The 12,498-nt window shown below is 72.2% G+C and carries 15 protein-coding genes; 12 read left to right on the top strand and 3 right to left on the bottom strand.

Annotation, left to right across the window (positions count from 1 at the left end):
• Window positions 1–58 precede the first annotated feature (58 nt).
• Both IC63_RS02695 and IC63_RS02690 read left to right on the top strand, forming a co-directional pair.
• The gene (locus IC63_RS02695) at window positions 59–961 is read left to right on the top strand and encodes an EamA family transporter (protein ID WP_036716658.1); all 903 of its coding nucleotides are present in this window, start codon (window positions 59–61) and stop codon (window positions 959–961) included.
• A gap of 235 nt (window positions 962–1,196) precedes the next feature.
• Window positions 1,197–1,523, top strand: a complete 327-nt coding sequence (locus tag IC63_RS02690; RefSeq protein WP_036716657.1) for a DUF6280 family protein — start codon at window positions 1,197–1,199, stop codon at window positions 1,521–1,523.
• Between the two features lie 51 nt (window positions 1,524–1,574).
• Here the strand turns inward: IC63_RS02690 and IC63_RS02685 are convergent, their stop codons facing one another.
• A complete protein-coding gene (locus IC63_RS02685) occupies window positions 1,575–2,294 on the bottom strand; it encodes an LrgB family protein (RefSeq protein ID WP_036716655.1) in 720 nt (239 codons plus the stop codon).
• Entirely contained in the window at window positions 2,284–2,655 is a 372-nt protein-coding gene (locus IC63_RS02680; RefSeq protein ID WP_036716719.1) for a CidA/LrgA family protein, read from the bottom strand. The genes IC63_RS02685 and IC63_RS02680 overlap by 11 nt, the downstream gene beginning before the upstream one ends.
• Window positions 2,656–2,833: 178 nt before the next feature.
• On the opposite strand from IC63_RS02680, the gene IC63_RS02675 reads away from it, so the two are divergent.
• The 8 genes from IC63_RS02675 to lptB all read left to right on the top strand — a co-directional run bounded on the left by IC63_RS02675 (window position 2,834) and on the right by lptB (window position 10,856).
• Entirely contained in the window at window positions 2,834–6,283 is a 3,450-nt protein-coding gene (locus tag IC63_RS02675; protein ID WP_036716653.1) for a chromosome segregation SMC family protein, read from the top strand.
• Window positions 6,284–6,336: 53 nt separating this feature from the next.
• On the top strand, window positions 6,337–6,810 hold the full coding sequence (locus tag IC63_RS02670; protein ID WP_036716652.1) for a YbjN domain-containing protein: 474 nt from the start codon (window positions 6,337–6,339) through the stop codon (window positions 6,808–6,810).
• Between the two features lie 10 nt (window positions 6,811–6,820).
• Complete coding sequence (locus tag IC63_RS02665; protein WP_036716650.1) at window positions 6,821–7,276, top strand: RidA family protein; 456 nt, start codon at window positions 6,821–6,823, stop codon at window positions 7,274–7,276.
• Between the two features lie 117 nt (window positions 7,277–7,393).
• Complete coding sequence (locus tag IC63_RS02660; RefSeq protein ID WP_036716717.1) at window positions 7,394–8,008, top strand: ribonuclease D; 615 nt, start codon at window positions 7,394–7,396, stop codon at window positions 8,006–8,008.
• 9 nt (window positions 8,009–8,017) lie between these two features.
• Window positions 8,018–8,974: a KpsF/GutQ family sugar-phosphate isomerase gene (locus tag IC63_RS02655; RefSeq protein WP_036716649.1), complete on the top strand. Its 957-nt coding sequence runs from the start codon at window positions 8,018–8,020 to the stop codon at window positions 8,972–8,974.
• Window position 8,975: 1 nt separating this feature from the next.
• Window positions 8,976–9,542, top strand: a complete 567-nt coding sequence (locus IC63_RS02650; RefSeq protein ID WP_036716648.1) for an LptA/OstA family protein — start codon at window positions 8,976–8,978, stop codon at window positions 9,540–9,542.
• 40 nt (window positions 9,543–9,582) lie between these two features.
• Window positions 9,583–10,062, top strand: coding sequence for a lipopolysaccharide transport periplasmic protein LptA (lptA, locus tag IC63_RS02645; protein ID WP_036716646.1), 480 nt, complete (start codon window positions 9,583–9,585; stop codon window positions 10,060–10,062).
• Complete coding sequence (lptB, locus tag IC63_RS02640) at window positions 10,062–10,856, top strand: LPS export ABC transporter ATP-binding protein (RefSeq protein ID WP_084115407.1); 795 nt, start codon at window positions 10,062–10,064, stop codon at window positions 10,854–10,856. Before lptA ends, lptB begins: the two co-directional genes overlap by 1 nt.
• A 20-nt stretch (window positions 10,857–10,876) precedes the next feature.
• Here lptB and IC63_RS18355 read toward each other — a convergent pair whose 3' ends face one another.
• Window positions 10,877–11,083: a hypothetical protein gene (locus tag IC63_RS18355; protein ID WP_198026224.1), complete on the bottom strand. Its 207-nt coding sequence runs from the start codon at window positions 11,081–11,083 to the stop codon at window positions 10,877–10,879.
• 242 nt (window positions 11,084–11,325) lie between these two features.
• Between IC63_RS18355 and hpf the strand changes: the two genes are divergently transcribed.
• Entirely contained in the window at window positions 11,326–11,907 is a 582-nt protein-coding gene (hpf, locus tag IC63_RS02630; RefSeq protein ID WP_036716643.1) for a ribosome hibernation-promoting factor, HPF/YfiA family, read from the top strand.
• A 122-nt stretch (window positions 11,908–12,029) separates the two neighbouring features.
• The gene (locus IC63_RS02625) at window positions 12,030–12,494 is read left to right on the top strand and encodes a PTS sugar transporter subunit IIA (RefSeq protein WP_036716641.1); all 465 of its coding nucleotides are present in this window, start codon (window positions 12,030–12,032) and stop codon (window positions 12,492–12,494) included.
• The last annotated feature ends 4 nt before the right edge of the window (window positions 12,495–12,498 follow it).

Genomic DNA, 12,498 nt, shown 5'->3' with positions numbered 1-12,498 from the left:
TGCGGCCGGGCGGCCATTGCGGTCAGGGTGCCGCGACCCCACCGCGAAAGGACAGACCGTGCAGGGACGCGACCGCCTCGTGGTGCTGCTAGTGCCGATCCTGTGGGGGCTCAATTTTCCCGCCACCGCGCTGATGCTGCAGCATTTCCCGCCACTGCTGGGGGTCGCGCTGCGGTTCACGCTGCTGGCGGTGCCGACGGTGCTGCTGGTGCCACGCCCGCAGGTGCCGCTGCGCTGGCTGCTGCTGACCGGCTTCGGGCTGGGGGTGCTGCAGTTCGGCTTCCTCTATGCCGGGATCGCGGCGGGGATGCCGGCGGGGCTGGCGTCGCTGGTGCTGCAATCCTCGGCGCCGTTCACGATCATCCTCGCGGTGCTGTTTTTGGGCGAACGGCTGGCCGCGCGGCAGCTGGCCGGGCTGGCGCTGGCGATCCTGGGCCTCGTGCTGATCGGCTGGCTGCGGGCCCGCAGCGCGGCGTGGTGGCCGGTGGCGCTGACGCTGGCGGGCGGGTTCGGCTGGGCCATCGGCAATATCGGCGCCCGGCTGGCGATGCCGCCGAAGCCCCTGCAGCTGACGCTGTGGATGTCGGTCGTGCCGCTGCTGCCGATGTATCTGCTGTCCTGGCTGGCCGAAGGCCCCCGCATCCTGCCCGCCCTGGCCGGAGCCTTTTCGGCCGAGGCCCTGCCCGCCGTGCTGGGCCTGCTGTATGTCGTCGTCTTCGCCTCGCTGGTCGGCTATGGCATATGGACGACGCTGATGTCGCGCTATCCCGCCAGCCAGGTGGCGCCGTGGTCGATGCTGGTCCCGGTGGTGGGCGTACTGTCGTCCTGGGCGATCCTAGGCGAGCGGCCGCAGCCGGCCGAACTGGCCGCCGGCACGCTGGTCATCGCCGGCGTGCTGCTGGCCGGCCGGGCGCCGTCACCGCCCCGCCCCTTGCGGCCAAGCGAGTCGGCAACCAAATAGGATCGCTGGCGTTGTCAAGACGGCGCCGGCTCTGCACGTGATGCAGAACCGCTTTGAAAATCGGGAATTTTCCGCCTGGACGCCGCATTGCGGCAAACGCATGGCGGCATTGCACCGGCAGGGATAACGAATCGGGTGACGTGAGCGCTAAACCTCTGCGACACCCAGCAGGGAAAAGACAAGGGTCCGGCGACCCGGCCTCCCGCTTGTCGGGGGCTTGTGACGGGAAGAATTCATGCGTGATTTTGTGGACGGTTCGGCATTCAATTTCGAACAGGGCCAGCGCGCCCGCAAGCTTTTCGCAGCGGTCGTTCTGGCCGCGCTGGACGACGCGATTGCGGATGACAAGAAATACGGCAACGGCGCCGAACAGATCGCCCGCTGGGCCCGCTCGCGCGATGGGCGCGAGGTGCTCAGCTGCGCCGGCATCGACCCGAACGAACGGGTGGTGAAGGGGCTGGTGGAATTCGTCAGCAAGGGCGTGCGCACCTCGGTCGCGCTGTCGCGCGAGGAAAGCGAACGCCGCCTGGCCGCCGAGGCCGACGAGGCCGAAGCCGCCTGAGCGCCGCCACGTGCTTCTCTCAAGGGCCGTCCCTGACTGGGGTGGCCTTTCCTATTGGAACAGCCGCACCACCAGCGGCGCGATGATCGCCGTCAGGATCGCGTTCAGCCCCATGCCAATGCCGGCAAAGGCGCCCGCGGTCGGGTTGACCTGGAACGCCCGCGCCGTGCCGATCCCGTGCGCGGCGGTGCCCACGGCCAGCCCGCGCGCCCGCCAGTCGCGGATGCCCAGCAGGTTCAGGAACGGCGTCACGACCATCGCCCCGAAGATGCCGGTGCACAGCACCAGGGCGGCGGTCAGCGTGGGCTGCCCGCCCAGCCGCTCGGCGATGCCGATGGCGACGGGGGCGGTGGTGGATTTCGGCGCCAGCGCCGCCAGGATCTGCGGCCCGGCGCCAAGGGCGCTCGCGATGGCCAATGCCGACACGACCGCGACCAGCGACCCGGCCAGCAGCCCCGCCGCGATCGGCAGCACCGCCCGGCGCATCCGCGGCAGGTTGTCGAACATCGGCAGCGCCAGCGCCACCGTGGCCGGGCCCAGCATGAAATGGACGAACTGCGCGCCTTCGAAATAGGTGGCGTAGTCGGTGCCGGTGACAGTCAGCAGCACCCCCAGCAGGATCACCGCGATCAGCACCGGGTTGGCCCAGCTTTGCCGCCCCGCGGCGCGGAAACAGGCGTCGCCGATGGCATAGGCGGCCAGCGTCGCGGTCAGCCACAGCAGCGGACCTTGCGTCAGATAGGCCCAGATCAGCGCCGGATCAGCCTGCATCCTCGCCTCCTGCGTCGTCGTTGCCCGTCAGCCGCGCGACGGCGACAAAGGCCCACGCCCCCGCGGCCAGCGCCAGCAGCGTCGAGCCGGCGATCGCCAGCACCGCCGCCGCCGCCTGGTCCCGCAACAGCGGCAGATGCGCGACGACCCCGACCCCGGCCGGGACGAAGAACAGCGACAGATGCCCCAGCAGCCCGCCGATGACGCCGCGCAGCCGCTCGGCCAGCGGCTGCCACAGCCGGAACGCGGCCAGCAGCAGCACCAGCCCGACCACCGGCCCCGGCAGCGGCAGGGCGAGGGCGCGCGAGGCGATCTCTCCGACCAGCTGGAACGACAGGATGATGACGAGCGCGGGGACCATGACCGGCATCATGCCGCGTCGGCGGGCCTTGGGCCAGCGGCGGAGCGGCGCGATCCCGCATGGCGGAAAATGCGAGCCATTGTGGATAACGCGGCCGCAGACACCATATCTGGCGTCTTTCGTTGACTCGCGGACCCTCCGCCCCGAAACTGCCGGGGCGATTCCCCAAGGTGCCGCGATGCGCTTCGACAAACTCCGCCTCACCGGCTTCAAGAGCTTCGTGGACCCGACCGAGCTGGTCATCCGCGAGGGCCTTACTGGCGTGGTCGGCCCGAATGGCTGCGGCAAGTCGAACCTGCTGGAAGCCTTGCGCTGGGTGATGGGCGAAAACCGCCCCACCGCGATGCGCGGCGCGGGGATGGAGGACGTGATCTTCGCCGGCACCACCCGCCGCGCCGCCCGCGGCCATGCCGAGGTGACGCTGGCGGTGGACAACCGCGACCGGCTCGCCCCCGCCGGGTTCAACGACGCGGATGCGCTGGACATCACCCGCCGGATCACCCGCGACGCGGGCTCGGCCTATCGGATTAACGGGCGCGAGGTGCGGGCGCGCGACGTGCAGATGCTATTCGCGGACGCCTCGACCGGCTCGCATTCCCCGGCGCTGGTGCGGCAGGGGCAGATTTCGGAACTCATCAACGCCAAGCCCACCGCGCGACGCCGGATTCTTGAGGAAGCGGCGGGGATCGGCGGCCTGTATCAGCGCCGCCACGAGGCCGAACTGAAGCTGAACGGCGCCGAACAGAACCTGACCCGCGTGGACGACACGCTGGACCAGCTCGCCGCGCAGGCCGCGGCGCTGGCGAGGCAGGCGCGGACGGCGACCCGATACCGCGAGATCGGCGCCGCCCTGCGCAGCGCCGAGGGCGCGCTGATCTGGCGCCGCTGGTCCGAGGCCGCGGCGGCGCTGCTGGCCGCGGGCGAGGCGCTGGCCGCGGCGCGGTCAGCCGCCGCCGAGGCCGAGGCCGCCGCCCGCGCCGCGACCGATACGCGCGGGGCGGCCGAGGCGGCGCTGCCCCCGCTGCGCGACGAGGAAGCGGTCGCCGCCGCCATCCAGACCCGCGCCGCAGCCGAATCCGACGCGCTGGACGAGGCCGAGGCGCGGGCGCGCGAGGCGATCGCCACCCTGACCGCCCGCATCGCCCAGCTGGACCGCGACATCGACCGCGAGGCGGCGCTGAACCGCGACGCGGCCGAGGTGATCGACCGGCTGGGCTGGGAAAAGGGCGAGCTCGACAAGGCCCATGCCGGCCATGACGACCGCCTGACCGCCGCGACCGCGGCCGCCGAGGAAACCGCCGCCGCCCTGCGCGCGGTCGAGGCGCGGCTGGGCGAGCTGACCGACGAATCGGCCCGCCTCGCCGCCCGCCACCAGTCGGCCGAGCGGCTTTCGGTGGACCTGCGCGCCATGCGCGACCGCGCCGAACGCGCGGCTCTCGAGGCGCAGGCCAGCGTGACGCGGGCCGAGGCCGCCGGCCACGACGCAGCCGCGGCGCTGACCGGCGCGACCGCCGCGCAGGACGCCGCCCGCAGCGCCGCCGCCGATGCCGAGGCCGCGCTGACCGCCGCCGAGGCCACCCGCGCCGACACCGAGCGCGCCGAGACCGCCGCCCGCGCCGCCCGCGCCACCGCCGAGGGCGAGGCCGGCGCGCTGGAGGCCGAGCGCGCCGCCCTGTCCCGGCTGGTCGATCGCGGCCGCGCCGGGGGCGAGGCGCTGCTGGACCGGGTCAGCGTCGCGCCCGGCTATGAACGCGCGCTGGGCGCCGCGCTGGGCGACGACCTGCGCCTGCCCGCCGCCGCGGCCGGCGCGGGCTGGCGGACGCTGCCCGGCTATGACGACGCGGCCCCGCTGCCCGCGGGGGCGGAACCGCTGGCCGCGCAGACCCACGCGCCGCCGGCGCTGGATCGCCGGCTGGCGCAGACCGGTGTGGTCGCCGACCCCGCCACCGCCGCCGCGCTGCAGGCTTCGCTGCGCCCCGGGCAGCGGCTGGTGACCCGCGACGGCGATCTCGTCCGCTGGGACGGGCTCGCGCTGCCGGCGGGCGAGGCGTCCTCGGCCGCGGCGCTGCATCTGGAACAGGTCAACCGGCTCAAGGACCTCACCGCGCAGGCCGATTCAGCCCGTGCACGCGCCGCCGAAGCGGTCGCCTCCCATGACACCACCCGCGCCGCCCTGCGCGAGGCTGCCGCCGCGGAAACCGCCGCGCGCGAGGCCAGCCGGGCCGCTGAACGGGCGCTGGCCGAGGCCGGGCGCACCGCGACCCGCGCCGAATCCGACCTGTCGCTCGCCACCGGCCGGGCCGAGGCGGCGCGCGCCGAACTCGCCCGCCACGCCGGCGACGCCGCCGACGCCGCGCGCCGCCTGGCCGAGGCCGACCGGGCGCTCGCCGAGCTGCCCGACCGCAACGCGGCCGCCGCGGCGGTCGAGCACGCGAGGACCGGCGTCGAGGCCGCCCGCATCGCCACCCTGTCGCGCCGCGGCGCCCTCGACGAGTTGCGCCGCGAGGGCACCGCCCGGGTCAAGCGCCTGCAGGAAATCGCCAAGGAAGTGTCGGGCTGGCGTCTGCGGCTGGACCAGGCCGGCACCCGCGCCGCCGAACTGACCGGGCGGCGCGAGGCCACCGCGGCGGAACTGGCCGAGGCCGAGGCGCTGCCCGCGCAACTGACCGCCCGCCGCGCCGATCTGGCCGACCGTGTTGCCGGCGCCGATGCCCGCCTGACCCGCGCCCGCGCCGCGCTGGCCCAGGCCGACGCCGCGCTGCTGGCCGCCGCCGCCGCTGAACGCGACGCCGAACGCGCGGCCTCGGACGCCCGCGAGGCCCGAGCCGTCCGCGAGGCCCGCGCCGAGGCCGCGCGCGAGACCGAGGCGCAGGCCCGCGCGCGCATCCTCGAGGAAACCGGCGGCGACCCGCAGGCGCTGGCCGACACGCTGGGCGACACCGCCGCCCTGCCCGCCGCCGACGCGCTGGAAACCGAGATCGCCCGCCTGCGCACCCAGCGCGACGCGCTTGGCCCCGTCAACCTGCGCGCCGACGAGGACAAGCGCGAACTCGAGGAGGAGCGGGCGAAGCTCGCCGCTGAAAAGGACGACCTGACCGCCGCGATCCACAAGCTGCGCGCCGGGATCGGCAGCCTGAATCGCGAGGGGCGAGAGCGCCTGCTGGCCGCCTTCGACACGGTGAACGCTAATTTCTCGACCCTGTTCAAACATCTCTTCGGCGGCGGCGAGGCGCGGCTGGCGCTGGTCGAATCCGACGACCCGCTCGAGGCCGGGCTGGAAATCCTCGCCCAGCCGCCGGGCAAGAAGCTGTCCACCCTCAGCCTGCTGTCGGGCGGCGAGCAGACCCTGACGGCCCTGGCGCTGATCTTTGCGGTGTTCCTGGCCACCCCCGCGCCGATCTGCGTGCTGGACGAGGTGGACGCGCCGCTGGACGACGCCAATGTCGGCCGCTTCTGCGACCTGCTGGACGAGATGACCCGCCGCACCGACACGCGGTTTCTCATCATTACTCACCACGCGGTGACGATGGCGCGCATGGACCGGCTGTTCGGGGTGACGATGGTGGAACAAGGGGTCAGCCAGCTGGTCAGCGTGGACCTCAAGCGGGCCGAGGCGCTGGTAGCCTAGGGGCAGAACGGGTAGGATTGCGCCGCCAGGACAATCCCGACGAGGCCCGACCCATGCTTCTGCCGCCGATCTCCGCCCGCCGCGCCATCCTCGCCCTGACCATCGCCGCCCTGCCGCTGCCCGCATCTGCGCAGGTGCTGGGCGATGCGGATGTGGTGGCCGAACTGCTGATCGACTATGGGTTGCGGGTCGAACGGCGCACCGACGACTATGGCGATCCGGTGATCGACAGCCGTATCGACGGCACCCGCTTCAACGTCAGCTTTTACGACTGCGACCCCGGACCCTGCGGCTCGATCCAGTTTTCCGCGGGATTCGACATGAACGATCCCGTGTCGTCCCGCGTCATCAACGAATGGAACCGCGATCACCGCTTTGGCAAGGCATTTCTGGACAAGGAAGGCGACCCCTTCCTGCAACTGGACGTGATGATGTCCGGCGACGGGATCGGCAAACGCAACTTCGACGAAATCCTCTCGATGTGGCAGGACGCGCTGTCCGAGTTTCGCACCACCATCGACTTCTGAAAGGCTGCCCATGTCCATCGACTCCCGCCTGCGTGACCTGAACATCACCCTGCCCGACGCCCCGGCCCCGGCGGCGAACTATGTGCCCTATGTCCAGACCGGCAACCTGCTGTTCGTCTCGGGCCAGATTTCCAGCGGCCCGGACGGCCTCATCAAGGGCCGGCTGGGCGCGGACATGGATGTGACGCAAGGCGCGGCCGCCGCGCGGGCCTGCGGGCTGGCGCTGCTGGCGCAGGCGAACGCGGCGCTGGGGTCGCTGGACCGGGTGGCGCGGGTGGTCAAGCTGACCGGCTTCGTCGCCTCGACACCGGACTTCACCGACCAGCCCGAGGTCGTGAACGGCTGCTCGGACCTGATGGTCGAGGTTTTCGGCGACAAGGGCCGCCACGCCCGCGCCGCGGTCAGCGCCGCCGCCCTGCCGCGCGGGGTCGCGGTCGAAATCGAGGCGATCTTCGAGATCGCGTGAGTTCTTCTTTGCCAAAATATCCCGGGGTCCGGGGCAGCGCCCCGGTCCGGCGGCGCGGTTGACGCGCGCGGTCGCGACGGGCAAACGCCCGGAAAGCCCTCAGCCAAAGGCCGCATGATGACCATCCACCTGCACCACCGCGACCTGCCCGACGGGCTGGACCTTGGCCCGGTCGTTGCCATCGACACCGAAACCATGGGCCTCGACCCGCGCCGCGACCGGCTGTGCCTCGTGCAGATGAGCGCGGGCGACGGCGACGCCCATCTGGTCCAGATCGCCCAGGGCCAGCGCGAGGCGCCGAATCTGACCCGGATGCTGGCCGATCCGGCCGTGCTGAAGCTGTTCCATTTCGGCCGCTTCGACGTCGCGGCGCTGGAAAACGCCTTCGGCGTCGTCACCGCGCCGGTCTGGTGCACCAAGATCGCATCCAAGCTGGTGCGCACCTTCACCGACCGGCACGGGCTGAAATACCTGCTGAACGACCTCGTCTCGGTGGACGTGTCCAAGCAGCAGCAGACCTCGGACTGGGGCGCCGAGGTGCTGACCGAGGCGCAGCTGGACTATGCCGCCTCGGACGTGCTGCACCTGCACCCGCTCAAGGCCGAACTGGAACGGCGGCTGGCGCGCGAGGGGCGCACGGCGCTGGCGCAGGCCTGTTTCGATTTCCTGCCCACCCGCGCTCACCTCGATCTGATGGGCTGGGGCGATGACAACGACATCTTCCGTCACTAGATCGCGGCGATGAGACCCTATCTCGAGACCGCCCGCCGGGTGATCCGCACCGAGGCCAACGGCCTTGCCGCGCTGGAAGCCGCGCTGGCCGACGGCCTGGCCGACCCCTTCGTCGCCGCGATGCGGCTGATACTCGACGCGACCGGGCGCGTCGTGGTGTCCGGGATGGGCAAGTCCGGCCATGTCGGGCGCAAGATCGCGGCGACCTTCGCCTCGACCGGGACGCCTGCGCAGTTCGTGCATCCGGCCGAGGCCAGCCACGGCGATCTGGGCATGGTGACCCGCGGTGACGTGGTGCTGGTGCTGTCGAACAGCGGCGAGACGCCCGAGATCGCCGACATCGTCGCCCACACCCGCCGCTTCGATATCCCGCTGATCGGGGTGGCGGGGCGCGAGGGCTCGACCCTGCTGCGGCAGGCCGACGTGGCGCTGCTGCTGCCGCAGGCGGCCGAGGCCTGCGGGACCGGGATCGTGCCCACCACCTCGACCACCATGACGCTGGCGTTGGGCGACGCGCTGGCCGTGGCGCTGATGGAGCATCGCCGCTTCACGCCCGAACATTTCCGCAACTTCCACCCCGGCGGCAAGCTGGGGGCGCGGCTGGCGCGGGTCGCGGACCTGATGCACGCCGACATGCCGCTGGTGGCCGAGGACGCGCCGATGACCGAGGCGCTGCTGACGATCAGCGCCAAGGGGTTCGGCGTCACCGGGGTCGTGGACGGCGACGGCGCGCTGGTCGGCATCATCACCGACGGCGACCTGCGGCGCCACATGGACGGCCTTCTGACCCACAATGCGGCCGAGGTGATGACCCGCGCGCCCCGCACCATCGCTCCCGCCGCACTGGCCGAGGCCGCTCTGGCGCAGATGCAGGACCGCAAGATCACCTGCCTGTTCGCGGTCGATGACGGCCGCCCGCAGGGCATCCTGCATATCCACGACTGCCTGCGCGCCGGGATGGTCTGAGATGGACCGCACGCGCATCGTCCGCTGGCTGCGCGTGCTGTTCCCGCTGGCCGCGCTGGCGATCCTGTCGGTGCTGTTCCTGCTGTCGCGCAAGCCCGACCCCGACGCGGGCGTCCCCTATGCCGAGGGCGGGATCGAGGACCTCGCCCGCCACCCCGGCATGACCGCGCCGCAGTTTTCCACCGTCACCGCCGACGGCACCACCGTCACCCTGACCGCCGACCGGGCCACCCCCGGCGAGGAGGGGACGGCGGCCAGCAACCTCGCGCTCGACTGGACCACGCGCGAGGGGACGGCGGCGCGGCTGACCGCCGCTGTTGCCGACCAGCAGGGCGCGCAGGTCACGCTGCAGGGGGACGTGGACATGACGCTGTCCACCGGCTGGCACCTGACCGCGCCGCGGATCGAGGCCGACACCGCCGAGGGCCGCCTCGCCGCCCCGCACGAGGTCGCGGTGACCGCGCCCTTCGGCACGCTCACGGCGGGCGGCATGGTCCTGACCCGGGCGGCAGAGGGCGCGCAGGTTCTTGAATTGAACCGGGGCGTCCATCTGATATACCGCCCCTGAGCACCCCGACCGCCATCCCTCTGCGCCGAAAGAGCCGAAGATGCCGCGTTTCCTGATCCTCGCCGCCCTTCTTGCCCTGCCACTGCCGGTCGCCGCGCAGACCGTGGCTTTCGGCGGGATCAAGGCCGACACCAGGGCGCCGGTCGAGGTCACGGCAGAGACGCTCAAGGTCGACCAGTCGACGGGACAGGCGAATTTCACCGGCAACGTGCTGATCGGCCAGGGGCAGATGCGGCTGTCGGCCGACAGCGTCACCGTGACCTATGCCCAGGGCGGGCAGCAGAAGATCAAGACGCTGAACGCCTCGGGCGGGGTGACGCTGGTCAACGGCCCCGACGCGGCCGAGGCGGCCGAGGCGGTCTATGACGTCGAGACCGGCAACATCGTCCTGACCGGCGACGCCATCGTGACCCAGGGGCAGAACGTGCTGGCCGGGGACCGGATCGAGGTCAACCTGACCGACGGCACCGCCAGCGTCGCGGGCCGGGTCCGCACCGTGCTGCAGCCCGGCGGCAACTGATGGACGCCGCGACCGCTGCCGAAGCGGGCCGCGTGGGCGGGGGCCCGGACGCGACCCGCGCCGCGCGGACCGGCGGGCTGCGGGTCGAGGGGCTGCGGAAATCCTATCGCAACCGCCCGGTGATCCGCGACGTGTCGCTGGCGCTGGACCGGGGCGAGGTGGTGGCGCTGCTGGGGCCGAACGGGTCCGGCAAGACCACCTGCTTCTACTGCATCGCCGGGCTGATCCTGCCCGATGCCGGCCGCGTCGTCATCGACGGGCAGGACGCCACCGCCCTGCCGATGTTCCGCCGCGCGCAGATGGGGATCGGCTATCTGCCGCAGGAGATGTCGATCTTTCGCGGCCTGACCGTGGAACAGAACATCATGGCCGTGCTCGAGGTGGCGCTGCCCGACCGCCACCGCCGCCGCGAACGGCTGGAGGAACTGCTCGGCGATTTCTCGATCGGCCATCTGCGCCACGCGCCGGCGCTCGCTCTCTCGGGGGGCGAGCGCCGGCGGGCCGAGATCGCCCGCTGCCTCGCCTCGGACCCGGCCTATCTGCTGCTGGACGAACCCTTCGCCGGGGTGGACCCGATCGCGGTGGGCGAAATCCGCGGGCTGGTCCACGACCTCAAATCGCGCGGCATCGGCGTGCTGATCACCGACCACAACGTGCGCGAGACGCTGGGCATCGTCGACCGCGCCTGTATCCTGCATGACGGGCACGTGCTGAAATCCGGTAGCACGGCCGAGATCGTCGCCGACCCGCAGGTCCGCGAGGTCTATCTGGGCGACAGCTTCAGCATGGGCTGAAGCGGGCCCCCGGACCCCGGTTACGAGGTCAGCTTCATCCTGTTGCAGCGGCCGTCCCGGCCGGCGCGGATCGGCTTGACCGGGCCTTCGGGCACGGCCGCCGCCGCGGGGGCTGCAGGCGCGGTCACGGCCGGCTGCGGGGCCGGCGGGGTTGCGGGGGCGGTCTGGGCCAGCGCCGGGCCAGCCAGCAGCGCCGCGCCGAATGCGAGCGTCACGATCCGGGTCATCGTCCTGCCTTTCAGGGTCGCGGCCCCGGCCAACGGGGGCCGCGGCACCCATCATGCCCCGATTCGCCGTTTCCGCCAAATCCTGCCTGACCCGGCCGCCTGATCCGCCCCCCCACCCCGTCGTGCCGCGCGCGCATAATTGACAGCCGCGGGGTGCTGATCCCAAATGAACCCAAGGGGCCCGACGGTCCCCTGACCGCCCGCCCCGCCCTGCGGCCGGGCCAAAGGAAAGGGAAAAAACCATGCGCTATCAGATCAGTGGCAAGCAGATCGACGTGGGAGACGCGCTTCAGACCCACGTCAAGGGCGAGCTGGAGGAGACCTTCGGCAAGTATCAGCAGCGCCCCACCGACGCCACGGTGATCTTTTCGCGCGATGCGCACAACCTCGCCTGCGACGCCGTTGTGCACCTGTCCACCGGGCTGAACGTGCAGGCCCGCGCGCAGGACCCCGACAACATCTATGCCGCGTTCGAAAAATGCCGCGAGAAGATGGACAAGCAGCTGCGCCGCTACAAGCGCCGGCTCAAGGACCATCACAAGGACCGGACCGCGCCGGTTGAATACGCCGCCGCCCCCAGCTATGTGCTGGCCGCTGACGAGGACGAATGGGAATCGCACGACGATGCCGGCCTGCAGCCGATCATCGTGGCGGAAACCGAGCTGCGGGTGCCGACGCTGTCGGTCGGCGACGCGGTGATGCAGATGGAGCTTGCGGGCGCGCCGATGCTGGTGTTCCGCAACGAAAAGCACGGGGGCGTGAATGTGGTCCACCGCCGCGACGACGGCAACGTGGGCTGGATCGACCCCCGCAATCTGGGCTGAGGCCCCACGGCGCCTGACGCGGCCGGGGCGGCGGTCCCTCCGCCCCGGTCCCGCGACGGACCGCTTTGGCGGGGTCACTGGCAAAGGCCGCGCGCGGCGCGGGAACGGCAGGACGGCACCAGATGCGCATCGCTGACATCCTTTCCCCCGCGGCCGTGCGGTCGCAGGCCCAGGTCAGTTCCAAGAAGCGGCTGTTCCACGACCTGGCCGAGATGGCGGCGCAGGCCTACGGGGTGAACGCCGCGCAGACGCTGGACGCGCTGCAGGAACGCGAAAGCCTCGGCGCCACAGGCGTCGGCCACGGCGTCGCCCTGCCCCATGCCCGGATCGCGGGGCTGGACAAGGTCGCGGGGCTGTTCCTGCGGCTGGACAAACCGATGGATTTCGACGCCGTGGACCGCCAGCCGGTCGATCTGGTGTTCACGCTGCTGGCCCCCGACAGCCCCGGGGTGGAACATCTCAAGGCTTTGGCGCTGGTCAGCCGCACCCTGCGCGACGCGGATCTGCGCGCCAAGCTGCGCGCCAACGACGACCCGGTGGCGCTGCACGCGGTGCTGGCCGCGGGGCTGGGCGCGCCCGCGGCCTGACGCC

It is taken from the genome of Paracoccus sphaerophysae, assembly GCF_000763805.1.
Classification (GTDB): domain Bacteria; phylum Pseudomonadota; class Alphaproteobacteria; order Rhodobacterales; family Rhodobacteraceae; genus Paracoccus; species Paracoccus sphaerophysae.
This window is presented reverse-complemented; position numbering and strand designations above follow the sequence as displayed.